Source organism: Pseudomonas sp. GOM7 (assembly GCF_026723825.1).
Lineage (GTDB): Bacteria > Pseudomonadota > Gammaproteobacteria > Pseudomonadales > Pseudomonadaceae > Aquipseudomonas.
The window spans coordinates 413,179-439,202 of sequence record NZ_CP113519.1 but is presented as its reverse complement, the minus strand read 5'-3'; the positions used below and the strand labels follow the sequence as shown (position 1 = coordinate 439,202).

At 64.9% G+C, this 26,024-nt stretch carries 25 protein-coding genes and 1 other RNA gene; 14 read left to right on the top strand and 12 right to left on the bottom strand.

Features of this window, described 5'->3' with window-relative positions:
* Window positions 1-8 precede the first annotated feature (8 nt).
* The 3 genes from OU800_RS01990 to OU800_RS01980 all read left to right on the top strand — a co-directional run bounded on the left by OU800_RS01990 (window position 9) and on the right by OU800_RS01980 (window position 3,928).
* Window positions 9-1,412: an adenosylmethionine--8-amino-7-oxononanoate transaminase gene (locus tag OU800_RS01990; RefSeq protein WP_268180771.1), complete on the top strand. Its 1,404-nt coding sequence runs from the start codon at window positions 9-11 to the stop codon at window positions 1,410-1,412.
* Between the two features lie 98 nt (window positions 1,413-1,510).
* Window positions 1,511-2,236 (top strand): 16S rRNA (uracil(1498)-N(3))-methyltransferase, encoded by a 726-nt coding sequence (locus tag OU800_RS01985; protein ID WP_268180769.1) that lies wholly within the window; start codon window positions 1,511-1,513, stop codon window positions 2,234-2,236.
* 207 nt (window positions 2,237-2,443) lie between these two features.
* A complete protein-coding gene (locus OU800_RS01980) occupies window positions 2,444-3,928 on the top strand; it encodes an alanine/glycine:cation symporter family protein (RefSeq protein WP_268180767.1) in 1,485 nt (494 codons plus the stop codon).
* A gap of 415 nt (window positions 3,929-4,343) precedes the next feature.
* Here the strand turns inward: OU800_RS01980 and OU800_RS01975 are convergent, their stop codons facing one another.
* The 4 genes from OU800_RS01975 to OU800_RS01960 form a co-directional block, all read right to left on the bottom strand.
* Window positions 4,344-5,561 (bottom strand): 2-octaprenyl-3-methyl-6-methoxy-1,4-benzoquinol hydroxylase, encoded by a 1,218-nt coding sequence (locus tag OU800_RS01975; RefSeq protein WP_268180765.1) that lies wholly within the window; start codon window positions 5,559-5,561, stop codon window positions 4,344-4,346.
* Between the two features lie 93 nt (window positions 5,562-5,654).
* Entirely contained in the window at window positions 5,655-6,839 is a 1,185-nt protein-coding gene (gene ubiH, locus OU800_RS01970; protein ID WP_268180763.1) for a 2-octaprenyl-6-methoxyphenyl hydroxylase, read from the bottom strand.
* A gap of 4 nt (window positions 6,840-6,843) precedes the next feature.
* Window positions 6,844-8,178, bottom strand: a complete 1,335-nt coding sequence (gene pepP, locus OU800_RS01965; RefSeq protein WP_268180761.1) for a Xaa-Pro aminopeptidase — start codon at window positions 8,176-8,178, stop codon at window positions 6,844-6,846.
* A gap of 22 nt (window positions 8,179-8,200) precedes the next feature.
* Window positions 8,201-8,752 (bottom strand): YecA/YgfB family protein, encoded by a 552-nt coding sequence (locus OU800_RS01960; RefSeq protein ID WP_268180759.1) that lies wholly within the window; start codon window positions 8,750-8,752, stop codon window positions 8,201-8,203.
* 203 nt (window positions 8,753-8,955) lie between these two features.
* Between OU800_RS01960 and OU800_RS01955 the strand changes: the two genes are divergently transcribed.
* The 4 genes from OU800_RS01955 (at window position 8,956) to OU800_RS01940 (ending at window position 10,359) form a co-directional block, all read left to right on the top strand.
* Window positions 8,956-9,165, top strand: a complete 210-nt coding sequence (locus OU800_RS01955) for a TIGR02449 family protein (RefSeq protein ID WP_268180757.1) — start codon at window positions 8,956-8,958, stop codon at window positions 9,163-9,165.
* Entirely contained in the window at window positions 9,162-9,470 is a 309-nt protein-coding gene (locus tag OU800_RS01950; RefSeq protein ID WP_268180755.1) for a cell division protein ZapA, read from the top strand. Before OU800_RS01955 ends, OU800_RS01950 begins: the two co-directional genes overlap by 4 nt.
* A 67-nt stretch (window positions 9,471-9,537) precedes the next feature.
* Window positions 9,538-9,716: non-coding RNA, 6S RNA (gene ssrS / locus OU800_RS01945), on the top strand.
* A 37-nt stretch (window positions 9,717-9,753) separates the two neighbouring features.
* Window positions 9,754-10,359 (top strand): 5-formyltetrahydrofolate cyclo-ligase, encoded by a 606-nt coding sequence (locus OU800_RS01940; protein ID WP_268180753.1) that lies wholly within the window; start codon window positions 9,754-9,756, stop codon window positions 10,357-10,359.
* Between the two features lie 35 nt (window positions 10,360-10,394).
* Here OU800_RS01940 and OU800_RS01935 read toward each other — a convergent pair whose 3' ends face one another.
* Window positions 10,395-10,526, bottom strand: coding sequence for a hypothetical protein (locus OU800_RS01935; protein ID WP_268180751.1), 132 nt, complete (start codon window positions 10,524-10,526; stop codon window positions 10,395-10,397).
* A gap of 195 nt (window positions 10,527-10,721) precedes the next feature.
* Here OU800_RS01935 and OU800_RS01930 point away from each other — a divergent pair, with 195 nt between their 5' ends.
* From OU800_RS01930 to OU800_RS01915, 4 genes are all read left to right on the top strand, one after another.
* The gene (locus tag OU800_RS01930; protein WP_268180749.1) at window positions 10,722-11,171 is read left to right on the top strand and encodes an EVE domain-containing protein; all 450 of its coding nucleotides are present in this window, start codon (window positions 10,722-10,724) and stop codon (window positions 11,169-11,171) included.
* 103 nt (window positions 11,172-11,274) lie between these two features.
* Window positions 11,275-12,345: an HlyD family secretion protein gene (locus OU800_RS01925; protein WP_268180747.1), complete on the top strand. Its 1,071-nt coding sequence runs from the start codon at window positions 11,275-11,277 to the stop codon at window positions 12,343-12,345.
* Complete coding sequence (rbbA, locus tag OU800_RS01920; protein WP_268180745.1) at window positions 12,342-15,077, top strand: ribosome-associated ATPase/putative transporter RbbA; 2,736 nt, start codon at window positions 12,342-12,344, stop codon at window positions 15,075-15,077. Before OU800_RS01925 ends, rbbA begins: the two co-directional genes overlap by 4 nt.
* 1 nt (window position 15,078) lies before the next feature.
* Window positions 15,079-16,203: an ABC transporter permease gene (locus OU800_RS01915; RefSeq protein ID WP_268180743.1), complete on the top strand. Its 1,125-nt coding sequence runs from the start codon at window positions 15,079-15,081 to the stop codon at window positions 16,201-16,203.
* Between the two features lie 78 nt (window positions 16,204-16,281).
* On the opposite strand, the gene OU800_RS01910 is transcribed toward OU800_RS01915, so the two are convergent.
* Window positions 16,282-16,686, bottom strand: coding sequence for a flagellar basal body-associated protein FliL (locus OU800_RS01910; RefSeq protein ID WP_268180741.1), 405 nt, complete (start codon window positions 16,684-16,686; stop codon window positions 16,282-16,284).
* A gap of 156 nt (window positions 16,687-16,842) precedes the next feature.
* Here OU800_RS01910 and OU800_RS01905 point away from each other — a divergent pair, with 156 nt between their 5' ends.
* Window positions 16,843-17,823 carry an NADPH:quinone oxidoreductase family protein gene (locus tag OU800_RS01905; RefSeq protein WP_268180739.1) on the top strand — a complete coding sequence of 327 codons (981 nt, stop codon included), beginning with the start codon at window positions 16,843-16,845 and terminating at the stop codon, window positions 17,821-17,823.
* A gap of 1 nt (window position 17,824) precedes the next feature.
* Here the strand turns inward: OU800_RS01905 and OU800_RS01900 are convergent, their stop codons facing one another.
* A complete protein-coding gene (locus OU800_RS01900) occupies window positions 17,825-18,742 on the bottom strand; it encodes a LysR family transcriptional regulator (protein ID WP_268180737.1) in 918 nt (305 codons plus the stop codon).
* A gap of 102 nt (window positions 18,743-18,844) precedes the next feature.
* Between OU800_RS01900 and OU800_RS01895 the strand changes: the two genes are divergently transcribed.
* Entirely contained in the window at window positions 18,845-19,774 is a 930-nt protein-coding gene (locus OU800_RS01895; protein ID WP_268180735.1) for a DMT family transporter, read from the top strand.
* A 76-nt stretch (window positions 19,775-19,850) separates the two neighbouring features.
* On the opposite strand, the gene OU800_RS01890 is transcribed toward OU800_RS01895, so the two are convergent.
* The 5 genes from OU800_RS01890 to OU800_RS01870 all read right to left on the bottom strand — a co-directional run bounded on the left by OU800_RS01890 (window position 19,851) and on the right by OU800_RS01870 (window position 24,931).
* Window positions 19,851-20,933: a DmpA family aminopeptidase gene (locus OU800_RS01890; RefSeq protein WP_268180733.1), complete on the bottom strand. Its 1,083-nt coding sequence runs from the start codon at window positions 20,931-20,933 to the stop codon at window positions 19,851-19,853.
* A complete protein-coding gene (locus OU800_RS01885; protein WP_268180731.1) occupies window positions 20,926-21,786 on the bottom strand; it encodes an ABC transporter permease in 861 nt (286 codons plus the stop codon). The genes OU800_RS01890 and OU800_RS01885 overlap by 8 nt, the downstream gene beginning before the upstream one ends.
* A complete protein-coding gene (locus OU800_RS01880; RefSeq protein WP_268180729.1) occupies window positions 21,783-22,670 on the bottom strand; it encodes an ABC transporter permease in 888 nt (295 codons plus the stop codon). Before OU800_RS01880 ends, OU800_RS01885 begins: the two co-directional genes overlap by 4 nt.
* Window positions 22,670-23,776, bottom strand: coding sequence for an ABC transporter ATP-binding protein (locus OU800_RS01875; RefSeq protein ID WP_268180727.1), 1,107 nt, complete (start codon window positions 23,774-23,776; stop codon window positions 22,670-22,672). Before OU800_RS01875 ends, OU800_RS01880 begins: the two co-directional genes overlap by 1 nt.
* A 117-nt stretch (window positions 23,777-23,893) precedes the next feature.
* Complete coding sequence (locus tag OU800_RS01870; protein ID WP_268180725.1) at window positions 23,894-24,931, bottom strand: polyamine ABC transporter substrate-binding protein; 1,038 nt, start codon at window positions 24,929-24,931, stop codon at window positions 23,894-23,896.
* A gap of 230 nt (window positions 24,932-25,161) precedes the next feature.
* Between OU800_RS01870 and OU800_RS01865 the strand changes: the two genes are divergently transcribed.
* Window positions 25,162-25,995 carry a MurR/RpiR family transcriptional regulator gene (locus OU800_RS01865; RefSeq protein WP_268180723.1) on the top strand — a complete coding sequence of 278 codons (834 nt, stop codon included), beginning with the start codon at window positions 25,162-25,164 and terminating at the stop codon, window positions 25,993-25,995.
* Window positions 25,996-26,024: the final 29 nt, after the last annotated feature.

The window sequence follows — 26,024 nt, the reverse complement described above, 5'->3', positions numbered from 1 at the left end:
GACCCGTGATGAGCCTGAACGCCCCTTGGATGCAACGCGACCTCGAAGTCCTCTGGCACCCCTGCACCCAGATGAAGGATCACGAACGCCTGCCGCTGATCCCCATACGCCGTGGCGAAGGCGTGTGGCTGGAAGACTTCGCCGGCAAGCGCTACCTGGACGCAGTCAGTTCCTGGTGGGTCAACGTCTTCGGCCATGCCAACCCGCGCATCAATGCGCGCATCCGCGAGCAACTGGAGAGCCTCGAACACGTCATGCTCGCCGGCTTCACTCATGAGCCGGTAATCGAACTGTCCGAGCGCCTGGTGCAGATCACCCCGGCCGGGCTGAACAAGGTGTTCTACGCCGACAACGGCTCCTCGGGCATCGAGGTGGCGCTGAAGATGAGTTTCCACTACTGGCTCAACAGCGGCCAGTCGAACAAGAAGCGTTTCGTCACCCTGAGCAACAGCTACCATGGCGAGACGGTGGCGGCGATGTCGGTGGGCGACGTGTCGCTGTTCACCGACACCTACAAGGCGCTGCTGCTGGACACCCTCAAGGTGCCCAGCCCGGACTGCTACCTGCGCCCCGAAGGGGTGAGCTGGGAAGCGCACTCGCGCGCCATGTTCGCCCACATGGAGCAGACGCTGGCCGAGCACCACCACGAAGTCGCCGCTGTGATAGTCGAGCCGCTGATCCAGGGCGCCGGCGGCATGCGCATGTATCACCCGATCTACCTCAAGCTGTTGCGCGAGGCCTGCGACCGTTACGACGTGCACCTGATCCATGACGAGATCGCCGTCGGCTTCGGCCGTACCGGGACGATGTTCGCCTGCGAGCAGGCCGGCATCACCCCGGACTTCCTGGTGCTGTCCAAGGCGCTCACCGGCGGCTACCTGCCCATGGCTGCCGTACTCACCACCGATGAAGTCTATGCGGCCTTCTACGACGAATACGCCACCCTGCGCGCCTTCCTCCATTCGCACACCTACACCGGCAACCCGCTGGCTTGTGCAGCGGCCCTGGCGACCCTGGACATCTTCCGCGATGACGACGTGATCCAGCGCAACAAGGCCCTGGCCCTGCGCATGGCCAGCGCCACCGCGCACCTGGCCGATCACCCGCACGTGGCCGAAGTACGCCAGACCGGCATGGCCCTGGCCGTCGAGATGGTCGCCGACAAGGCCAGCAAGACCGCCTACCCCTGGCAGCAGCGCCGTGGTCTGCGCGTCTACCAGCATGCGCTGGAGCGCGGCGCCCTGCTGCGCCCGCTGGGCAGCGTGGTGTACTTCCTGCCGCCCTATGTGATTACCCCGGAACAGATCGATTTTCTCGCCGAGGTGGCCAGCGAAGGCATCGACATCGCCACCCGCGAGTCAGTCAGCGTGGCGGTGGACGGCCGCTACCCGGATCACCGCGATCCGGGCTAAGGGAAGCGTCAAGCTGCAAGCGACAAGCCGCAAGTAACAGCAGGAGCGCCTGGTGCTTTAAACTTGCGGCTTCAAACTTGCCGCTTGTAGCTGCCTTTATGCGCCTATCCCGCTTCTTCATCGATGCCCCTCTGTCCCTTGGCCAGCACGACTTGCCCGAGGCGCAGGCCCATTACATTGCGCGCGTACTGCGCCACGGCGTCGGCGATGCCGTGCAACTGTTCGATGGCAGTGGCCAGGAATACCGCGGCGAGCTGATCGAGGTGGGCAAGAAGAACGTGCGGGTCGAGCTGCGCGAGGCCATCGCGGGCCTAACCGAATCCCCCCTGCAGATTCACCTGGGCCAGGGCCTGTCGCGTGGCGAGCGCATGGATTGGGCGATTCAGAAAGCCACCGAGCTGGGTGCCAGCGAGATCACCCCGATCGTCTCCGAACGCTGCGAGGTGCGCCTCAAGGACGAACGCGCCGACAAGCGCCTGGCCCATTGGCGCCAGGTGGCGATCAGTGCCTGCGAGCAGTGCGGCCGCTCGGTGGTGCCAGTGATCCATCCGCCGCTGGAACTGGCGGCCTGGCTGCAGCGAGTCGAAGCCGACCTGAAACTGGTGCTACACCCGGTCGCCGAAGCCCTGCACAGCCATGCCAGGCCGAGCAACCTGGCCTTTCTCATCGGCCCGGAAGGTGGCCTAAACGACGCAGAAGTAGAACAGGCCAGACAAGCGGGCTTTCAGCCGGCACGCCTGGGGCCACGGGTCTTGCGTACGGAAACCGCGCCAGTGGTCGCCCTCAGCGTCGCTCAGCAACTTTGGGGCGATCTGCAGGGGTAAATGTCGCCTTGACGTAACAAATTGTGACCTCGAGAAATTACAAGACCGACCGTCTTTGTCATGCTTTTCGCGCCGCGTGCGCGACCCGCTTTACCAGCACAGCGCTCCCGGCAGAGGTCGGCACCTCGCAGCGTCGCCCCTCTTCCTATAACAAATCAACGGGTATCGGCACTGCCCAAAAGGCGACCGCAGACCCAGGAGCATTGCATGAACGAACTGGTCTCGACCCTCAACGGGCTCGTCTGGAGCCCGGCACTGATCTACCTTTGTCTCGGCGTGGGTTTGTACTTCTCTTTACGTGGCCGCTTTCTCCAGGTTCGCCATTTCAAGGAAATGATCCGCCTGATGTTCACCGGCAAGACCGACGAACACGGCATCACCTCGTTCCAGGCCCTGACCATGACCCTCGCCGGCCGCGTCGGTACCGGCAACATCGCCGGTGTGGCCACCGCCATTACCTTCGGTGGCCCAGGTGCTGTGTTCTGGATGTGGATGGTAGCCTTCCTCGGCGCCAGCTCGGCCTTCGTCGAGTCCACTCTCGGCCAGGTGTACAAGGAAAAGCTCAACGGTGAATACCGTGGTGGCCCGGCCTTCTACATCGAGCGTGGCCTAGGCCTGAAGTGGTACGCCTGGCTGTTCGCCATCGTCACCGTGTTCGCCTGCGGCCTGCTGCTGCCGGGTGTACAGGCCAACTCCATCGCTTCCAGCGCCAACACCGCCTTCGGCATCGACCCGAACGTCACCGCTGCCGTGCTTGCCGTACTGATCGGCCTGATCATCTTCGGTGGCGTCAAGCGTATCGCCCACTTCACCCAGGTGGTGGTGCCGTTCATGGCGCTGGGCTACATCCTGGTGGCCCTGGTGATCATCCTGCTCAACATCGAGCAACTGCCGAGCGTGATCGCGCTGATCTTCAAGAGCGCCTTCGGCCTGGAGGCCGGTTTCGGCGCCATTGTCGGCATGGCCATCCAGTGGGGCGTCAAGCGTGGCGTGTACTCCAACGAAGCCGGCCAGGGCACCGGCCCACACGCCTCGTCCGCAGCGGCCGTCAGCCACCCGGCCAAACAGGGCCTGGTGCAGGGTTTCTCGGTGTACGTCGACACCCTGTTCGTCTGCTCGGCGACCGCCTTCATGCTGCTGATCACCGGCCAGTACAACGTGCAGGCCCCCGATGGCAGCGCGCTGTTCACCGGCATCGCCGGCGTGGCGGCCGGCCCGGGCTACGTGCAGACCGCGATGGAGAACATGATGCCCGGCTTCGGCAACGCCTTCGTCGCCATCGCCCTGTTCTTCTTCGCCTTCACCACCATCCTGGCCTACTACTACATCGCCGAAACCAACATCGCCTACATCAACCGCAAGGTGAAGCGCCCCATCCTCACCCTGCTGCTGAAGTTCGGCATCATCGCCGCGACCGTCTACGGCACCGTGCACACCGCCACCTTCGCCTGGGATCTGGGTGACCTCGGCGTGGGCCTGATGGCCTGGCTGAACATCATCGCCATCCTGCTGATGCACAAGGTCGCCTACAAGTGCCTGAAGGATTACGAAGAGCAGCAGGATCAGGGCAAGGATCCGGTGTTCCACCCCGAGAAGCTCGGCATCAAGAATGCTGACTACTGGAGCAACCACACCTCGGAAGACAACCTCGCCGCCGAGAAGGCAGAAGAAGCGCAGCAATTGCAGCGCTGACACTTCTGCCAGGGTCATCCGGGCCGAACCCCGGATGACGTCGGCAGCGCCACAGAAAATCCGATGTCGCCATGGCGACATCGGATTTTTGTTTTGGGGTATTGGATCAGGGGTGCTTTGATTGATACCGGACTGGCAAGTTTGTGTGTTGTCTTTGGGCGTCTGTTCCGAATTGCCGCGTTTTTGTTGATGTCTTTGGTTTCGCCCTCCCATGCTTACTTTTCTTTGCGCTGGGCGGCAATCCGATTTCAAAGAAAAGTGAGTCGCCCGAGGGGGCGAAACCCGGAATATCTGAAAACACCCAAGGCGGCATCCAGAACACCAAAACAGACCAACAAGGCCACACACAAACTTGCCAGTCCGGTATCAAGAAGGACTTTCCCGAAACTCCACCAGAAACCATTTACCAGGCAGCTCAGACCCGCGCCAACTCCGGCAGATCACCCGACAGCCCCAGCGCTTGACGCACGAACAGCGCCTTGGCCTCGGCCTGGCCATCGACCAGATCCAGGCCGATATTACGCAGCAGGCGCAGTGGCAGCGGATCGGCCTGGAACAGCCGCTCGAAACCTTCCATCGCCGCCATCATCGCCAGGTTGTGCGGCATGCGCCGGCGCTCGTAGCGGCTCAGCACGCGCTCGTCGGCCAGGTTCTCGCCACGCTCGGCGGCATGCAGCAGCACCTCGGCCAGCACGGCGGCGTCGAGAAAGCCCAGGTTGACCCCCTGCCCCGCCAGTGGGTGGATGGTGTGCGCGGCATCGCCGATCAGCGCCAGGCCCGGTTCGATATAACGCTTGGCATGACGCTGACGCAGCGGGATGCACAGACGCGAATCGGCATGCAGCACGCGGCCCAGACGCGACTCGAAGGCGCGAGTCAGTTCCCGACAGAAATCCTCGTCGCCCAACGCCATCAGGCGCTCGGCTTCGGCAGGGATGGTCGACCAGACGATCGAGCACCAGTGCTCGCCAGCCGGCCCAGCCAGCGGCAGGAAGGCCAGTGGACCATCGTCGGTGAAACGCTGCCAGGCGGTGGCCTGGTGCGGGCGCTCGCAACGCACGCTGGTGACGATGGCATGGTGCAGATAATCCCACTCGCGAGTGGCGCAACCGGCCAGGCGGCGTACCGCCGAGTTGGCGCCATCGGCGGCCACCAGCAAGGGCGTGCGCAACTGGCGACCATCGGTGAGGGTCAGCAGCCAGTCGTCGCCGCTGTGGCGCAACTGCTCCAGACGGGCACTGGGCAACAGGCCGATCTGGCTGTCGTGCAGGCGTTCGAGCAGGGCATCCTGCACCACACGGTTCTCGACGATATGCCCCAGGGTGTCGGCGTGCACGCTGGCCGCCGCGAAATGGATGCTGCCGGTGCCAGAGCCATCCCAGACGCGCATTTCGCCGTAGGGGCAGGCGCGCCGGCTGGCGATGCCCTGCCAGGCACCGAGACGCTCGATGATGCGCTGACTGGCCACCGACAGGGCGCTGACCCGTGGCTCGAACGGCGCCTCGGCGGCGAATGGCGCCACGCTCAGCGGGCTGCCATCGACGATGAGGATATCCAGGCCACTGTGTTCCAGCGCCAGGGCCAGGGTGCTGCCGACCATTCCGGCACCGACGATGATCAGATCCGCGCGCATATCACTCCTTAAACCGTAGGGTGCGCCGTGCGCACCATGGCTTCCGTTTGCTGCGCACGGCCTGGGCGGCCCCGCGACACCCTACGGAATTACTCACAGGCTGCGGGTTCCCATGCCCATGGCCTGGCGGGCGAACCAGCGCTTGGCAGGTGGCAGCAGATCCAGCCCGAGCAGGCCGAGGTTACGCCCGGCGGCCAGCAGCGGTTGGTTGGTACTGAACAGGCGCGTCACCCGGTCGGAGAAGCCGACCGTAAGCTGCTGATCCATCTGCTGGCGCTGCAGGTAACGCTGCAGGGTGGCGAAATCCCCCAAGGGCGCGTCGCCGCGCTGCAGCACCTCGGCCAGCGCCAGGGTATCGCGCAGCGAGAGGTTGTAGCCTTGCCCCGCGATGGGGTGCAGGCTGTGCGCCGCATTGCCCAGCACTACCAGGTTTGGCCGCACCTGCTCGCGGGCTTCCACCAGTGACAAGGGATAAAGATGGCGCTGGCCAACCTGGCGCAGCGCACCGAGGCGATAACCGAAGGCCTGTTGCAGTTCGTCAAGGAAAGCGCGTTCGCTCAGGGCCATCAGCCGCTCGGCATCGCTGCTGGCGCGCGTCCAGACCAAGGCGCAACGATTACCGTCCAGCGGTAGCATGGCCATCGGCCCCTCGTCGGTGAAACGCTCGAAGGCCTGGCCGCGATGAGCTTCCAGCGGGCTGACGTTGGCAATGATGGCGCTCTGCCCATAAGGCGTCTGGCTGACGGCGATGCCCAGTTGCTCGCGCAGGCCGGAGCGACCGCCGTCGGCCAGCACCGCCAGTTGGCAATCCAGCGTGCTGCCATCGATCAGGCGCAGGCGATAGCCAGCCTCGATCTGCTGCAAGGCACTGACCTCGGCCGGGCAGTGCCACTGGACGATTTCGGGGTCGAGGGCCTGCCACAGGCAATGGCCGATCCAGGCGTTCTCCACCACGTAGCCCAGGGCGGGCACACCTTCTTCGATGGCCTGCAGACGGGTGGCGCCGAAACGGCCACGGTCGGATACATGAATCTGCCGGATCGGCTCGGCGCGCTGGGCGATGGCCTGCCACAGCTCGAGGCGCTCGTAGATCAGCCGGCTGCCGTAGGACAGCGCGGTGGAGCGCGCGTCGTAGCTGGGCTGATAGGCATCGCCAGGAGCGAAAGGCTCGATCAGGGCGATACGCCAGCCACGCTGACGCGCCGTTTCCTGCAGGGCCAAGGCCAGGCTAGCGCCTACCAGGCCGCCACCGATGATCGCCAGGTTCACCTGGGCCATGGGCTCAGGCCGCCTCGCTGCGCGCGGCAGCCATCAGCGCCTCGATCTCGGCGACCGCTTTGGGCACGCCACCCGTGAGAATCTCGCAGCCCTTCTTGGTCACCACCACGTCGTCCTCGATACGCACGCCGATGCCGCGCCATTTCTTCGCCACCTTGTCGTTGTCCGGGGCGATATAGATGCCCGGCTCCACGGTCATGGCCATACCCGGCTCGAGCACGCGCCACTGCCCACCGACCTTGTAGTCGCCGACATCGTGCACGTCCATGCCCAGCCAGTGGCCGGCACGGTGCATGTAGAAGGGTTTATAGGCTTCGCTGGCGATCAGTTGTTCGACATCCCCGCTGAGCAATCCCAGCTCCACCAGGCCGGCGGTGATCACCCGCACAGTGGCCTCGTGGGCCTCGTTCCAGTGTTTACCGGGGGCGATGTGCTTGAAGGCCTCTTCGTTGGCTTTCAGCACCAGTTCGTAGATGGCCTTCTGCTCGGGGGAAAACTTGCCGCTGACCGGGAAGGTGCGGGTGATATCGCTGGCGTAGCAGTCGATCTCGCAGCCGGCGTCGATCAGCACCAGGTCACCGTCCTTGAGCACTGCATCGTTCTCGCGGTAGTGCAGGATGCAGGCATTCTTGCCCGCCGCGACGATGCTGCCGTAAGCCGGCATCTTCGCCCCGCCCTTACGGAACTCGTAATCCAGCTCGGCTTCCAGATGGTATTCGTAAAGGCCGGCACGGCTGGCCTGCATGGCGCGGACGTGCGCACGCGCGCTGATCTCGGCGGCCTCGCGCATCACCTTGACCTCGGCGGCGGACTTGTACAGGCGCATGTCGTGCAGCAGGTGGTCGAGGGCGACGAACTCGTTCGGCGGCGTGGCGCCCTGACGCGCCTTGGCGCGGATATGGTTGATCCACTCCATCAGCCGGTGATCGAATTCCTGATTGAAGCCGATGGCGTAGTAGACGCGCTCACGACCTTCAATCAACCCCGGCAGGATGTCGTCGATATCGCCGATGGGGAAGGCATCGTCGGCGCCGAAGGTGCTCACGGCACCGTCCTGGCCGGCGCGCAGGCCGTCCCACAGCTCGCGCTCAGGGTCACGCTCGCGGCAGAACAGCACGTATTCACCGTGTTCGCGACCGGGGATCAGCGCCATCACCGCCTCCGGCTCGGGGAAGCCGGTGAGGTACTGGAAATCGCTGTCCTGACGGTAGGTGTGCTCGACGTCGCGGTTGCGGATGTACACCGGCGCGGCCGGCAGGATGGCGATGCTGTTGGGTTCCATCTGCGCCATCAGCGCCTTGCGCCGACGGGCATATTCGGACTTGGGAATGCTGATCAAGGCAGGCTCCAACCAGTGGTAGTCAGTGCAGGGAAGGTTTCGGCGCGGCGACGGGCTTGGCGCATTCGGCGAACAGCAGCAGCGGCGCCACTCGCAGGTACTCCATCACCTCCATGTAGTCGCTCTCGCCGTCCTCGGATTCATCCAGGGCACTCTGCACCTGGGCTATGGCGGAAAGATCCTGCAGCACCTCCATGGCCTCGGCGCTCAGCGCGCCATCACGGGCAGTCAGGCCGAAGCCACCGAGAAAGCCCTGGCACCACTGGCCGAGGGCGGTGGCACGCTGGGCCAGCGGGGCTTCGTCGTCCGGCAGCAACAACACCAGGGTGATGTCTTCACTGCACAGCTCGCCCTTGACCATCTCCTGCAGGCCGATCAGGGCCTGGCGCACGGCATCCTGCGGCTCGCCACCGAGCAGCTCGGCGGCATCCACCAGCCAGGGGCCGGGCTCGAAGCCAGCGCCGGCGCAACTGCGTCCGAGCAGCAGGCCATGCAGCTCGGCGGGAGAAACGGTGTGGCCAGCGTTGCTCAGCAGAGCAGCAAAGGCAGCGTAGGGAGAAGAGGAAGTCGACATGGGCAGCTAGGCGCCAGAGGGCGCAATCTCTAGAATGACGGCCTCGTATCCTAGCATCGGCAGGTGAACCAAGGCCATCGGAGGCCCGTTTGCCAGGCGTTTGACCTGCCTGCTGGACATGCCTATAAAGAGCCTTTCCAAAAGCGCAGGCCGTTTTTGGGGGAGCCCTGAAGTCCAGCCATTCCCTCCCACAGCGAGAGCCCATGGAAGACGCCGATCTGCAAATCCTGACCAGCAAGCTGGAGCTGCTGATCCAGCGTGTCGAACAGCTCAAGGCTCACAACCGACTCCTGCTGGCGAATGAACAGGCATGGCGCGAGGAACGTGCCCATCTGATCGAAAAGAACGAATTGGCCCGGCACAAGGTCGAATCGATGATTTCGCGCCTCAAAGCCCTGGAGCAGGACACATGACTCAATCGAAAACCGTGACCGTCCACATCCTGGACAAAGAATATTGCATCGCCTGCCCGCCAGAAGAACACGCCAATCTGGAAAGCGCCGCACGCTATCTGGACGGCAAGATGCGAGAGATCCGCACCACCGGCAAGGTGATCGGCGCCGACCGCGTGGCGGTGATGGCCGCGCTGAACATCACCCATGACCTGCTGCACAAGCAGCAGCGCCTGGACATGGATGCCAACTCCACCCGCAAGCAGGTACGCGACCTGCTCGACCGCGTCGATCAGGCCCTGAGCGACGACGGCAACACGCCCTGAGCCACTGCCTGCAAGCTGACTCGCCGAGTGGTGCCCGCATGGCGGTCGTATCGGGTATACTGGCCTCCGTTCCCTGGGGTGTGCGCCAGTCGGGGATGTCCCTGAGCCGATACGCACAACCACGGGGGTTGCCAGTTGGGGCCGGTGTGCATGTCCGCCTGACGGAAAGCCTTAACGCCTCCTGCAACCTCCACCTTGAACTTTCGGGTTCAAGGGCTAAACCGACAGCGGCATGCCGGGGAGCCACGCCTTCTTCTGCTCACGCCATTCGGCGCCACTCTGCATGATCGAAGCCACCACTCTCAGCCGCCCGCAGTTGCGCCGCCTGCTGCGCCAGAAGCGCCGCAGCCTGTCCCCCAGCCAGCAACGCCAGGCCGCACATGGCCTGTATCGGCAACTGGTTCAACACCCCCTGTTTCGCCGGGCACGACACATTGCCCTGTACCTGCCCAACGATGGCGAGATCGACCCACGCCCCCTGCTGCGCGCCGCACAACGACGTGGCAAGCACACCTACCTGCCGGTGCTCAGCGCCTGGCCGCGAACCAAAATGGTGTTCCAAAGGATCAGCCGCAACGAGAAGCTCGCCGGCAATCGCTTTCGCATTCTCGAACCGCGCCCGCAGCCCAAGCGACAACGCCAGCCCTGGACGCTGGATCTGCTGCTGCTGCCCCTGGTGGGCTTCGATGATCGCGGCGGGCGTCTGGGCATGGGCGGCGGCTTCTATGACCGCAGCCTGGCTTACCTGCGCATGCGCAAAAATTGGCACAAGCCGACACTGTTGGGCCTTGCCCATGAATGCCAGCGCGTGGATGAACTGGCATTGGCCAGTTGGGACGTGCCCTTGCAGGCGACGGTGAGCGATGAGAGATGGTATTGCGGTAAGTGAAGCGCGCCGCAATCCTTGCGGCCCATGCAGACCCGTCAGGGCTGCTGCGTGATGCTGACCGGAGCGTCGTTCTGGCGCTCCCAGAGACTCTGGGTGTAACCCGTGGTAACCACGCCCAGGCCGAACAAAATAACGATAACCCACAGAAGATCTGGCTTGCGTTTCATTGATTGCCTCCCCCTTTCAGGCAATTTCAGGCGTGGACTGCTGCATTATGGACTCGTGCAATCCGACGCTACCAAGCGTTTAGCCGCGCATTTTCCGCCAGCGCGAAGCGCTGCGCAATTTCCGTCTCCCACCGATCGTCGGAGACCTCGACTCAATTGCGTCCGCTCAGGGACAAACGACTAGGAGCAAAGTTCATGCCTTATTGGCTGATGAAATCGGAACCCGATGAATTATCCATCCGCGACCTCGAACGCCTCGGCACGGCACGCTGGGATGGCGTGCGCAATTACCAGGCGCGCAACTTCCTGCGCGCAATGCAACCCGGCGACCTGTTCTTCTTCTACCACTCCAGTTGCCCACAGCCGGGCATCGCCGGCATTGGCCGGATCACCAGCACGGTTTACCCCGACCCCACCGCCCTCGATCCGCAGAGCCATTATCACGACGCCAAGGCCAGTGCCGAAAAGAATCCCTGGAGCGCGCTGGACGTCGAGTTCGTCGAAGCTTTCACCGAAGTGCTGCCGTTACCAGCCCTGAAGAACAATCCGGCATTGCATGAACTGCCTCTGGTGCAACGGGCCAGCCGGCTATCGGTGATGCCGGTGAGCGAAGCGCAGTGGCAGGCCGTCCTCGCCATGCGCTGAGGCGCCCGCACAGGCCGTAACAGGCGACGATTTGACACATATCAGGATGGCCACGTGCACCTTGGCCATACTGACTGCTGTCAGAAAAGGAAATCGTCGTGCCATGACCCTCAATCAACGCCTTGTCACCCGTGCCTTGATCCTCTTCGCCTGTACCGCCCTGGCCGCTCTGCTCTGGTTAGAGCTGCGCCCCAGCGGCCTGGGGGATGGTTTCGTCAGCGGCAACGGGCGCATCGAAGCCACCGAAGTGGACGTGGCCACCAAACTGGCCGGGCGCGTCGCCAGCATCGAGGTGGACGAAGGTGCCTTCGTCGAGCCCGGCCAGGTCGTCGCGCGCATGGACACCCAGGTGCTCGACGCCCAGTTGCAGCAGGCCCAGGCCCAGGTGCGCCAGGCCGAGAACGCCGAACGCACTGCCGTGGCCCAGGTGGCCCTGCGCGAGAGCGAAAAGCTCAGCGCCGAAGCCGTGGTGCGCCAGCGCCAGGCCGAGCTAGAGGCCGCGCATAAGCGCCATGCGCGCAGCGCCACCCTGGTCAAACGCAACGCCCTGCCCCAACAAACCCTGGACGACGACCTGGCACGCCTGCAGAGCAGCCAGGCCGCCTTGGCCGCGGCCAATGCCCAGGTAGCATCGGCTGGTGCCGGCATAACCGCCGCCCAGGCTCAGGTCGAGGAAGCCCGCTCGGCAGTGGAAGCGGCCCGCGCCAGCGTCGAGCGTTTACAGGCCGATATCGACGACAGCCAGTTGCGCGCGCCACGTGCTGGCCGCGTGCAATATCGCGTCGCGCAGCCTGGCGAGGTGCTTGGCGCCGGCGGCAAGGTGCTCAACCTGGTGGATCTCACCGACGTCTACATGACCTTCTTCCTTCCCGAACGCCTGGCCGGTCGTGTCGCCCTTGGCAGCGAAGCAAGGCTGGTGATCGACGCCGCGCCGCAATACGTGATTCCGGCCGAGATCAGCTTCGTCGCCAGCGTCGCCCAGTTCACCCCCAAGACGGTAGAAACCGCCAACGAACGCGAGAAGCTGATGTTCCGCGTCAAGGCACGCATCGATCCCGAGCTGCTGCGCAAGCACCTGGCCCAGGTGAAGACCGGCGTGCCAGGCATGGCCTATCTGCGCCTCGACCCCGAGCAGGCCTGGCCTGAACATCTGGCGATCAAGGTTCCGCAATGAACGCTGCGGCCGAGCCCGTCGCCCGTCTGCAGGGGGTGTCGCTGCGCTATGGCGGCACCCGCGCGGTGGATGCCGTCGACCTGGCCATCCCGGCGCGCCGCATGGTCGGCCTGATCGGCCCGGACGGCGTCGGCAAGTCCAGCCTGCTGGCGCTGATCGCCGGCGCACGCAAGATCCAGGACGGCCAGGTCGAAGTGCTCGGGGGCGACATGGCCAGCCGCGCACATCGTCGCGCCGTCTGCCCGCAGATCGCCTACATGCCGCAAGGCCTGGGCAAGAACCTCTACCCGACGCTATCGGTGGTGGAGAACCTCGACTTCTTCGGCCGCCTGTTCGGCCAGGGCGCCGCCGAACGCGCCGCGCGCATCGACGACCTGCTGCGCAGCACCGGCCTGGCGCCTTTCCGTGAGCGCCCGGCGGGCAAGCTCTCCGGCGGCATGAAGCAGAAGCTCGGGCTGTGCTGCGCGCTGATCCACGACCCGGATCTGCTGATCCTCGACGAGCCCACCACCGGCGTCGATCCGCTGTCGCGCAACCAGTTCTGGGAGCTGATCGGCCGTATCCGCCAGCAGCGCCCACAGATGAGCGTGCTGGTGGCCACCGCCTACATGGAGGAAGCGGCGCGCTTCGATCATCTGGTGGCGATGGACGCCGGTCGCGTGCTGGCCGAGGGCAGCCCGGCCGAACTGCTGCAGCGCACCGCCTGCAGCGAGCTGGAAACGGCCTTCATCGCCTTGCTGCCGGAGGAGAAACGTCAGGGCCACCAGCAGTTGCAGATTCCCCCCCGCGCCAACGCTGGCAACGGCGACATCGCCATCGAGGCGCGCGGGCTGACCTGCCGCTTCGGCGACTTCGTCGCGGTGGATCGGGTCAACTTCCGCATCGAGCGCGGGGAAATCTTCGGCTTCCTCGGCTCCAACGGCTGTGGCAAGAGCACCACCATGAAGATGCTCACCGGCCTGCTGCCCGCCAGCGAGGGCGAGGCGCTGCTGTTCGGCCAGGCCATCGACCCCAGCGACATGGCCACGCGCCAGCGCGTCGGCTACATGTCCCAGGCCTTCTCGCTGTACAGCGAGCTGACGGTGCAGCAGAACCTGGTGCTGCACGCGCAACTGTTCCACGTGCCACGCGAACGCATCGCCGAGCGAGTCGAGGCCATGGCCCGCCGTTTCGACCTCGACACGGTCATGGACATGCTGCCCGAGCGCCTGCCACTGGGCATCCGCCAGCGCCTGTCGCTGGCCGTGGCGGTGATCCACGAACCGGAAATCCTCATCCTCGACGAACCCACCTCGGGCGTCGACCCGATCGCGCGCGACGGCTTCTGGCAACTGATGCTCGATCTGTCGCGCGGCGATGGCGTGACCATCTTCATCTCCACCCACTTCATGAACGAAGCGCAGCGCTGCGACCGCATCTCGTTGATGCATGCCGGCAAGGTGCTCGACAGCGATACGCCGCAGGGCCTGATGGCCAAGCGCGGCCTGCCGACCCTGGAGGCGACCTTCATCGCCTACCTTCAGGAGGCCGCAGGCAGCACCGCTGATGCCAGCGAAACGGCGCCGGTCAGTACGCCCCCCGCAGATGCCGGCGCCGCCCTGCGGCGCCGCTTCAGCCTGCGCCGCTTGTTCAGCTATGCCCGCCGCGAATCACTGGAACTGCGCCGCGACCCGATCCGGGGCAGCATGGCGCTGCTCGGCAGCGTCCTGCTGCTGTTCATCATCGGTTACGGCATCAGCCTGGATGTCGAAGACCTGACCTTCGCCGTACTCGACCGCGACCAGACCACCACCAGCCAGGACTACGTGCTCAACCTGTCCGGCTCGCGCTACTTCATCGAGAAGCCGCCACTGGCCAATTACGCCGACCTCGAGCGGCGCCTGCGCAGTGGCGAGATCAGCCTGGCGGTGGAGCTGCCACCGAACTTCGGACGCGACCTCAAGCGCGGCGCCGTGCCGCAAGTGGGCATCTGGATCGACGGCGCCATGCCCACACGCGCAGAAACCATCAAGGGCTACGTGCAAGGCATCCATGCCGCCTACCTGGAAGAACTGGCGCGGCGCTCACCGCAAACGGCTGCCGCCAGCCCGGCCAGGCTCGAGCTGCGCTACCGCTACAACCCGGACGTGGAAAGCCTCAAGGCCATGGTGCCGGCGGTGATCCCCATGCTGCTGATGCTGATTCCAGCCATGCTCACCGCCCTCGGCGTGGTGCGCGAGAAGGAGCTGGGCTCGATCATCAACCTCTACGTCACCCCGGTGACACGCCTGGAGTTCCTGATCGGCAAGCAGTTGCCCTATGTCGGCCTGGGCCTGCTCAACTTCGTCCTGTTGGTGCTCCTGGCAATCACGGTGTTCCACGTACCGCTCAAGGGCAGCCCGCTGACCCTGTTGCTCGGCGGCGCACTGTACATTGGCTGTGCCACGGCGCTGGGGCTGTTGATGTCCACCTTCACCCGCAGCCAGATCGCCGCCGTGTTCGGCACCGCCATCGTCACCCTGCTGCCGGCCATCCAGTTCTCCGGGCTGATCTATCCGGTGTCCTCGCTGGAAGGCGCCGGCGCAGTGATCGGCCAGCTCTACCCCACCTCGCACTTTCTAGTGATCAGCCGTGGCGTATTCTCCAAGGCACTCGACCTGGGCGAGCTATATGGCTACTTCATCCCGCTGGCACTGACCATTCCGCTGTTGCTGGCGCTGTGCGTCAGCCTGCTGAAGAAGCAGGAGGTCTGAGATGCGTCAGCTAGCCAACATCCTTCACTTGGGCGTCAAGGAGTTTCGCAGCCTGCAGCATGACTATGCGCTGCTGCTCCTGATCATCTGGGCCTTCAGCATGGGCGTCTATTCCTCGGCCACCAGCATGCCGGAAAGCCTGCACAATGCTTCGATCGCGGTGGTGGACGAAGACCGCTCGCCGCTCTCCGGGCGTCTGGTGCAGGCCTTCCAGCCACCCTTCTTCCGCCCGCCTGCCCTTATCGACCTGAGCGAAATGGATCGCGGCATGGACGCCGGGCGCTACACCTTCACTCTGAACATCCCGCCGAACTTCCAGCGTGACCTGCTGGCCGGACGCTCGCCGGCGGTGCAACTGAACGTCGATGCCACCCAGGTGAGCATGGCCTTTACAGGCGCCGGCTACATCCAGAGCATCGCCAGCGAGGAGATCGCCGAATTCGTCCGCCACTACCGCGCCAGCCTTCCGCAGCAGGCCGAACTGGCCATGCGCGTGGCCTTCAACCCCAACCTGACGCGCGCCTGGTTCGGCTCGGTGATGGAGGTGATCAACCAGATCACCATGCTGTCGATCATCCTCACCGGCGCGGCATTGATCCGCGAGCGCGAGCACGGCACGGTCGAACACCTGCTGGTGATGCCGGTGACGCCGCTGGAAATCATGCTGGCCAAGGTCTGGTCGATGGGCCTGGTGGTGCTGACGGCCGCGGCGCTGTCGCTGCTGCTGGTAGTGCAGGGCTGGTTGCAGGTGCCGATAGAGGGTTCCATCGCCTTGTTCCTGCTGGGGGCGACGCTGCACCTGTTCGCCACCACCTCCATGGGCATCTTCTTCGGCACCGTGGCGCGCTCGATGCCGCAACTGGGATTGTTGATCATCCTGGTGCTGCTGCCACTGGAAATCCTCTCCGGCGGCACCACGCCGCGTGAAAGCATGCCCGAGCTGGTGCAACGGATCATGCTCGCCGCACCGACCACCCACTTCGTCGATCTGGCCCAGGCCATCCTCTATCGCGGTGCGGGGCTGGCCATCGTCTGGCCGCAACTGCTGGCCATCGCGATGATCGGCACGCTGTTCTTCCTCGCGGCCCTGAGGCGCTTTCGCAAGACCCTGGCGCAGATGGCATAGAAGCAGCGGCAAGCTGCAAGCGGCAAGCCACAAGTAGAAGCGAGCACCCTCTTGCAGCTTGTGGCTTGTGGCTTGCCGCTATTGAATGATGAGGTTGTTGAACAACAGGTCTTCGACGATGGGCTTGCCCTCTTCACCGTTGAGCGCGTCCTGCACCTTCTTCAGTGCCTCCTGACGCAGGGTTTCGCGGCCATCGGGGGCGTTGATCGCTTCGCTGGTCTGGGCCGAAAACAACAGCACCAGTTGATGGCGGATCAGCGGCTCGTGATGCTTGATCTTCTCCTCGGCCTCGGTGCCAGTGACGCGCAGGGACACATCGGCCTTGAAGAACTTCAAGCGCGCCCCCGGATCAGCCAGATTGCCGATCAGTGCCGGGAACAGGTTGTAGTAGAGCGTCGTCGGCGCCTCTTCCTTCTTCTCCGAAGACGCCAGCGCAGGCAGGCAGATCGACAGGCTCAGCAACAGGGCGGTCAACAGTTTCACGGCAGGCACTCCATCGGGGATGTGCCTAGCATAGCCATCCACGCGCCAGCACCCAAGCCCGATGCTTATGCCGGGTCATCAGGCAGCGGCATGCTCGTTGACCCGTGGCGCTCGTTTTCTACACTGCAAGGCAATCACGAACGCGAGGAAAGCGCGATGAAAGCCCTGCTGTGCAAAGCCTTCGGCCCCGCCGACACCCTGGCTCTGGAAGAGGTCGCCAGCCCCGAACCCAAGAAGAACGAGGTGCTGATCGAGGTGCAGGCTGCCGGGGTCAATTTTCCCGATACGCTGATCATCGAAGGCAAGTACCAGTTCAAGCCCCCCTTCCCCTTCGCCCCGGGTGGCGAGGTAGCCGGCGTGGTCAAGGCCGTCGGCGAAAAGGTCAGCCATCTGCGCGCCGGTGACCGGGTGATGGCCCTGACCGGCTGGGGCGGTTTCGCCGAGGAAGTGGCCGTGCCGTCCTATAACGTGCTGCCGGTACCCAGGAGCATGGAGCTGAACACCGCAGCGGCCTTCGGCATGACCTACGGCACGTCCATGCATGCGCTCAGGCAGCGCGCCAACCTTCAGGCCGGCGAAACCCTGCTGGTGCTCGGTGCCTCCGGCGGCGTCGGCCTCGCGGCAGTGGAGATCGGCAAGGCCATGGGCGCCAAGGTGATCGCCGCCGCGAGCACGGCGGAGAAACTGGAAGTCGCACGCCAGGCCGGCGCCGACGAGTTGATCAACTACAGCGAGCAAAGCCTCAAGGACGAGGTGAAACGACTGACCGGCGGCCAGGGCGTGGACGTGATCTACGATCCGGTAGGCGGCCCGCTGTTCGAGGAAGCCTTCCGCTGCATCGGCTGGAATGGCCGCTTCCTGGTGGTGGGCTTCGCCGCCGGCGGTGGCATCCCGGCACTGCCGGCCAACCTGCCATTGCTCAAGGGCGCCTCCCTGGTCGGCGTGTTCTGGGGTTCCTTCGCCCAGCGTCAGCCGCAGGACAATGCCGCGAATTTCCAGCAACTGTTTGCCTGGCATGCCGAAGGCAAGCTCAAGCCGCTGGTCTCGCAGACCTTCCCCCTGGCCCGCGCGGGCGAAGCCATCGATGCCCTCGGCCAGCGCAAGGCGGTGGGCAAGGTGGTGGTACAGGTTCGCTGACTCAGGCCCTCTCGCCCGTTACCTCACCGGCGGCACTGTCGCGGGTGAGGTAGCTGAGCAACTGTCGCGCATGGGACGACAATCCCTCCCAACTGCGCACGCACAGGCGCAGTTCACGGGTGGCCCAGATATCCTCCAGCATCACCACCTTCACCGGCAGCTCCTGAGCAAGGCGGGTGGCGGCCGCTTCGGGCAGCATGGCCACGCCGACACCCTGCGCCACCAGTTGGGCGATGGCATCGAAGCTCGGCGCGCGCACCCGCACCCTGAGCGGCATCGCGTTGCGCACCGCCATGTATTCGATGAAGCGCTGCATCGCGCGCTCGGCTGGCAGGCAGACGAAGGGGAAATTCAGCGCGCTGCGCAACAACGCCGGACGCTGCTCGATCAGCGCATGACCACGGGGCACCAGCAGCACCAGACGGTCGTTGCGAAACGGCAGCGACAGCAGGTCATCGGTGGGCAGGTTGCCGTCGTATACACCGATGTCGATGCTGCCCTCCCTCACCGATCTCAGCACGGCCTTGCTGCCCTGCTCGGCCAGTTGCAGATCCACTTCCGGGTAGTCGGCCAGAAACGGGCCGAGCGCCGCTGGCAGGAAGGTGCTGTTGGCCACGGTGGAAGCGGCCAGGCGCAAGGTGATGCGCCGCTCGCCCTTGAGTTCCTGCAGGGTGTCGCTGAGCTGGTGGGCCTCCTTCAGTACGCCCTGGCAGGCATCCAGTACCAGGCGCCCGGCCGGCGTCAGGCTCATGCCATCGCTGCTGCGCACGAACAGGGTCAGGCCGCAGCGCTCCTCGAACGCCCTCAGCCGCGTGCTCGCCGCCGATACCGCGACGGGAAAGGTGGCCGCCGCCTTGCTCAGGCTGCCACTCGCGGCAATGGCGACGATCAGGCGCAGATCGGGCAGGTCGAAGTGCATCGAGCGTTCTCCAAAACAGAAAGCCATGTTCGTGAAATTGCGATTCTAGCCGCTTGGCATTCCATTCAGAATAACGAATCACTCTCCTGCCGCAGCCTTGCCATGAATGCTCTGACCGCCTCGTACCGCCGCAGCCTCGACAACGGCGTGCTGTTCGCCGTGCTCTCGGCCACCGGCTTCAGCCTGAAAGCCATCTTCGTCAAACTCACCTATGCCGCCGCGCCGGTGGATGCCGTCACCGTGCTGAGTCTGCGCATGGCCCTGGCCTTGCCGTTGTTCCTCTGGCTGCTGTGGCTGAGCCGGGGCACCGGGCAGACCCGGCTCACGCCGAAAGACTGGGCGCACGTCCTGCTGCTGGGGATGTTCGGTTACTACCTGTCGAGCCTGTTCGACTTCCAGGGCCTGCAGTACATCAGCGCCGGGCTGGAACGGCTGATCCTGTTCACCTACCCAACCCTGGTGCTGCTGTTGCAGATGCTGACGCAGGGCGAGCGGCCAGGCCCGCGCACTTTCCTGGCCATGGGCTTGTGCTACCTGGGCCTGGGCATCGCCCTGATGCATGACATCCGCGTCGAGGGCGACAGCGAGCAGATCCTGCTGGGCGCCGCCTGGGTGTTTGCCAGTGCGGTGACCTATGCCCTGTACTACCTGGGCACCGGCGTGGTGATCCGCCGGGTCGGCTCGATGCGCCTGGCCGGGCTGGCCGGCGGGGCTTCGGCGATCATGGTGCTGATCCACTACGGCGCGACCCGCGACCCTGCGCAACTGGCGAGCCTGCCAAATGAAGTATGGTGGTACGGCGCACTGATGGCGGTGCTGTCGACGGTATTGCCGATCTACTGGCTGGCCCTGGCCGTGCAGCGCATGGGCGCCAGCCATGCTGCCCTGTTCGGCAACCTCGGCCCGGTGCTGACCCTGTTCGCCGCCTGGCTGCTGCTCGGTGAGGCCATCAGCCTGTACCAGATTGCCGGCCTGGCCCTGGTGCTACTGGGCGTCTCGCGGCTGTCGGCGGCCAAGCGCAAGGCCGCCTGAGCGGAGCCTGCCCCATGTAGCCCGGATGAAATCCGGGGGAGGCGATACCGAGTCCCCGGATTGCATCCGGGCTACGTCAGGCCCCAGTCACCAGTTCGCGCAAACGCTGGCCATCAATAGCGCGGCAGATGCCTTCGGGCTTCTGCATCGGAGAGTCTTCGGCGGCGAGCATGGCGTTGAGCACGGCTTCGTCGGTGGCCTGCACGGCGGCCAGATACAGGGCGTCGAAACACTCGTCGTTGAGGTAGTCCAGGCTCAGCCGCGCTTGCGACACCTGCGGCAAGGGTCGTGGGTTGGCCACACTGAAGGCGAGGAAGATATCGCCGGAGTTGTTGCCGCCGGGCGTGCCGGCCAGGGCGATACCGAGACCCGCGCGCTGCGCCAGGCGCTTGAGTTGGTGCGGCAGCAACGGCGCGTCGGTGGCGAGGATGACGATGATCGAACCACGTTCGCGTTCCAGCCCGGCCGGCAGGTCATCTTCCAGGCGCTCGCCCACCGGCACGCCGCAGACCTTGAGCCAGTCGCGCTGACCATGGTTGGCCTGCACCAGGGCGCCGAGGGTGTAGGTCTGGCCGTCGATCTCGACAAGGCGCGAAGCACTGCCGGTGCCGCCCTTGTAGCCGTAGCAGATCATGCCGTTGCCGCCGCCGACGTTGCCTTCGGCGATGGCGCCACCCTTGGCCGCATCCAGTGCGGCCAGGGCATCGGCCTCGCTGATGTGCTGGCCGTTGATGTCGTTGATCACCCCATCATAGGTCTCGGCCACCACCGGCATGGCCCACAGGTGCTCGCGCTGCCAGGCATCGGCGTACTGCTGGATCGTCCAGCGCGTGGCTGCATGGTGAACGATGCCGACGCTATGGGAGTTGGTGATGCACAGCGGGCCGACGAAGTAACCGCCGTGTTCGATCCAGTGGGTGCCGGTCATCTCGCCATTGCCGTTGAGCGCATGGAAGCCCGCCCACACCGGCTGCGGCTCGGCATCGCGGCCGCGCGGCAGGATGGCGGTGACGCCGGTCTGGATGCGCCGACCGTTGGCGGCCACGCCATCGAGGGTGCGGTAGCCCACCAGCACACCAGACACGTCGGTGATGGCGTTGTACGGGCCGGGGGTGCCGGGCAGCGGCAGGCCGAGTTCGCGGGCGCGAGGTTTAGCCATGAGAGTCATCCTGAGAGGTAGCGGGCTTGCGATTGCGCAGGTACAGGCCGAGGGCGGCGATCAGCAGCGAGGCGATCAGCAGCAGGGTGGCGATGGCGTTGATCTCCGGCTTGATGCCACGGCGGATCATGCCGTAGATGAAGACCGGCAGCGTGGTGGAGTCCACACCGGCGATGAAGTAGGTGATCACCAGGTCGTCCATCGAGATGATGAACGCCAGCAGCGCGCCGCCGACCACACCGGGCAGGATCTGCGGCAGGGTCACCCGGCGGAAGGTCATCCAGGGCGAGGCGCCGAGATCGGCCGAGGCCTCCTCCAGGCGCGTGTCCATGCCGGCCAGACGGGCGCTGACGATGAGGAACACGTAGCTGATCAGGAAGGTGCAGTGGCCGATGATGATCGACAGCTTGCCCAGCGGCAGGCCGACGCCGACGAAGAAGATCAGCAGGGCGATGCCGAGCACGATATCGGGCATCAGCATCGGCATGAACAGTAGCACCCGGTAGAACTTCTGCAGGCGGAAGCGATAACGCGCCAGCGCCAGCGCGGTGAGCGTGCCGATCACCGTGGAGATCGCCGTGGTGGTCAGCGCCACCACCAGGCTGGTGCGCAGCGCGGCCAGTAACTGGTCAGTGGACTCGACGTACAGCGCGTTCTCGCTGAGGCTGGTGGACAGGCCGAACAGCGAGCGATACCAGTCCAGGCTGAAGCCGTCCCAGATCATCATGTTGATCGGGTTGCTGTTGAACGAGTAGGCGACGATCAGGCCGATTGGCAGGTACAGGAAGACGAAGAAGGCCAGGCTGTAGCCGCCCAGCAGGCGGCGCCCGAGACGTGCGGGCAAGGTGTTCATCGGCTGGCCTCCTGTGCGCCGTTGCGCCCCTGCGCCAGCACGTAGAGCACCAGGCACACCAGCACCGCAGCCATCAGCAACATCGCCAGGGCGGCGCCGAACGGCCAGTTGCGCGCGGCGAGGAACTGCTGCTCGACCAGGCTACCGATCATCAGCACGCGCGCGCCACCGAGCAGCGACGGCACGATGAAGTTACCCAGGCTGGGGATGAAGACGATGATCGAGCCGGCGGCGATGCCCGGCAAGGTCAGCGGGAAGATCACCTTCCAGAAGCTCTGCCAGCGGCTCGCGCCGAGGTCGGCAGAGGCCTCCAGCAGGCGCCTGTCGAGCTTCTCGACGCTGGCGTAGACCGGCATGAACATGAACGGGATGAAGATGTAGGTCATGCCGATCAGCACCGCCGCCTCGGTGTAGATCAGCTCCACCGGGTTGTAGAAACCCAGCGCCGCCAGCGCGGTGTTGATCACGCCACTGGGACGCAGGATCAGCAGCCAGGCGTAGAGGCGCACGATCAGGCTGGTGAAGAACGGCAGGGTGATCAGAAACAGACAGAAGTTGCGCATCCGCTCCGGCTGCCGCGCCACCCAGAAGGCCGCCGGGTAGCACAGCGCCAGGGTCGCCAGCACGGTCATCCCGGCCAGCTTGAACGAGCGCAGGATGATTTCCAGGTAGACCGGATCGAAGTCCTCATTGGTGCCATCGGCCCAGCCCAGCACGCGGCCGAAGTTGTCCGGGTAGAAGTTCCACTCGACGCCACCATAGAGTCCCGGTTCGAGCAGGCTGTACAGCGCCATGATGGTCAACGGGGCAAGAAAGAACACGCCGATGATCAGCGTCACCGGGGTCAGCAGGCCGACCAGGCGCAAGCGCTCGCGCAACGGCATCAGGCACCTCCTGGGATCAGGTGCGCGGCCTCCCGACCGTACCAGAGCTGCACGCTATCGCCGGTGCGTAGGCGTTGCGGCGCGGCGTCACGCAGCACCGCCTTGACCAGGCGACCGTGCGAGGTACGCAGCAGCAGCTCGAAATCCTTGCCGATGAACAGCAGTTGCTCCAGCCGCCCTTCCAGCGCGGCGAAGCCCTCGCCGGGGCAATGCAGGTGGAACTGCTCGGGACGCAGCATGAGCTGGGCGTACTGGCCGACGCGCAGGTCGGGATGGCGCGCCTGCAGCAGGTCGCCCTGGCTGTCGAGCAGATAGGCGATGCCGTCGTTGACCGAACCGACGTGCGCGTTGAACAGGTTGCTCTCGCCGATGAAACCGGCAACGAAGGCGTTGGCCGGGCGGTGGTAGATCTCTGCCGGGGCGCCGATCTGCTGGATATGGCCACCATTGAGCACGACGATGCGGTCGCTCATGGTCAGGGCCTCTTCCTGATCGTGAGTGACGAAGACGAAGGCGATGCCCAGCTCGTGCTGCAGGTTCTTCAGCTCGCGCTGCATGGCCTGGCGCAACTGGCGGTCGAGGGCCGACAGCGGCTCGTCGAGCAACAGCAGCGCCGGGCGATCGACGATGGCGCGAGCCAGCGCCACCCGTTGCTGCTGACCACCGGAGAGCTGGCCGGGCTTGCGCCGCTCCATACCGGCCAGGCCGACCATTTCCAGGGCCTCGCCGACGCGCTGGCGTTTCTCGGCCTTGCCCACGCCGCGCACGTCCAGCGCGTAGCCGACGTTGTCGCCGATGCTCATGTGCGGGAACAGCGCGTAGCTCTGGAACACCGTATGCACCGGGCGGCGGTGCGGCGGCACGCTGTTCATCGGCTGGCCCTGGATCAGCAGCTCACCACCATCGAGTTGCTCGAAACCGCTGATGGTGCGCAGCAACGTGGTCTTGCCGCAGCCGGACGGCCCCAGCAGGGTGACGAATTCATTGGCGCCGACGGCCAGATCGAGGCCATCGAGGGCACGCACCAGGTGCCCTTCCGGTGCACGGTAGTGCTTCACCGCGCCACGGATCTCGACCACAGGCGCGGTCTGGGTGAAAGCGGTCATGGAAGACTCCAGCACAGGCCCGTTCACCGAAGGCGAAACGGACGCCGTAGGGTGCGCTGTGCGCACCGTTGGCAACATCGGCTACGCAGAGCCCTAACAGCCCTGCGCAACCCACCTTCAGTTGGCGGTACGCACGCGCGTCCACACCCGGTCGTACTGACGCAGCCCCTTACCCAGATCCTCGAAGATCTGCAGCTTGGCCATCACCTCGGCTGGCGGGTTGACCTGCGGGTTGTCGCGCAGCTCGGCCGGCAGCAGCTTCAGCGCCTCCTTGTTGGGCGTGCCGTTCATCTGCTGCGCGGTATTCAGCGCGGCGATCTCCGGTTGCAGGAAGAAGCTCATGAAGCGCTTGGCGTTGGCCTTGTTCGGCGCGCTCTTGAGCACGCACATGTCCTCCTGGTACATCGTCGCGCCTTCCTTGGGAATGACGTAAGCGAGGTTCTGCGGGTCCTGCTTCACGTACATCATGGCGCCGACGAAATAGTGCGAGGCAGCAGCGTCGCCGGACTGCACCATCGGCACGCTGTCGTAGGTGAAGGCGGAGATCAGCGGCTTGCGCTCGATCAGCCAGTCGGCAGCCTGCTTGAGGTCGTCGGGGTTGGTGGTGTTGACCGACTTGCCGTCCTTGATCAGGCCGACGCCGAGGGTTTCGCGCATGTCGTCGAGCATGATCACCTTCTTGCCGGCCTTGGCCTCGGCGAAGAAGTCGTCCCAGCTCTCGATCGGCTTGGAGACCTTGTTCTTGTTGTAGAAGATGCCCACCGTGCCCCAGGCGTAGGGCATGCAGTACTCACCCTTGGGATCGGATTTCGAGCGCAGGAAGGCGGGGTCGATATTGGCGAAAGCCGGATCCTGGTTGATCTCGGTCTTCTCCAGCAGGCCGATGGCAGCCATGGTGTCGTGCATGTGCACCGAGGGGAAGACGATGTCGTAGCCTTGTGCGCCGGCCTGCAGCTTGGCCAGCATCTCTTCGTTGCTGCCATAGGTGTCGAGCGATACCTTGATGCCGGTCTCGGCGGTGAAACGGGTCAATACCTCGGGGTTGATGTAGTCGCCCCAGTTGTACAGGCGCAATTCTTCGGCGGCCTGGGCGGCACCAGTGACGCAGCCGCTGCCAAGCGCGACGCACAGGGTGAGATGACGCAGTGTGGGCATGTTCCTGTTCTCCACTGTTGTGGCCGCGCAGGGCGCGACGTTTGCTTGTTGCGGCAGGAAGCGCGAGTGTCGATTGCGCAGCGGAAAGGCTCTGATGGCTTTCTTCACCCTGGTAACGGCCAATCGACATCTCTTTGCGTTACGACTGCAGAGTAGAATATATTTATTCCAAAGATCAATACTCTGACATTTAAATGTCAGACCGATTTGGTATGGTAGGAAAATCGGACATGCTCGATGGCAAGATGCAACACCTGGAAGGCAAGCTGACGCCGGCCGAGCGCACCTTGTGGGCCTATATCCAGGCCAATCTGGAAACCCTCGCCTTCGAGAACGGCGCCAGCCTGGCGGCCAAGAGCGGGGTCAGCCCCAACACCGTCAGCCGCTTCCTGCGCCGGCTCGGCTACAAGGGCCTGAAAAGCCTGAAGGACGAACTGCGCGATGAAGTGCGCGTGCAATCGCTGCTCAACCCGGCGCTGATCGAGCGGGTGGAGCAACCGGACGATCTGGTGGCCCACCTCAACGAGGAAATCGAAGCCCTGCGCGCCTTCGCCGCGCTGCTCGGCAGCCAGCACTGGCGCGACATCGTGGCCCGCGTGGGGGATGCCGAGCGTGTGTTCGTCTGTGGCTTCCAGACCATTCGCGGGTTGGCCGAGGACTTCGCCAACCGCCTGGCCCTGGTGCGCTCGGGGGTGGAATTTCTCGACCTCTACAGCGGCGTGCTCGGCCAGTGGCTGGACAGCCACAACCAGCGCTGCTGCGTGATCCTCATCGACATCGCGCCCTACGCCGATGCCGGCATCGCCTTCGCCAACAACTGCCTGCAGCAGAACACCGACCTGGTGGTGTTCACCGACGAATACGGCATCGCCAAGCATATCGACACGCCGCACATCGTCACCATGAAGACCAAGACCGGCCTGATCCTCGAGTCCACCGGCGGCCTGACCAGCGCCCTGAACGTGCTGCTGCACTGCGTCGCCAGCGCCCGCAAGGATCAGCTCAAGGAACGCCTCGGCGCCTACCGGGCGCGGGTCGAAAGCCTCAAGCTGTATCGCAGCTAAGGCGCATCCCCGGCCACCAGCGCCCAAAG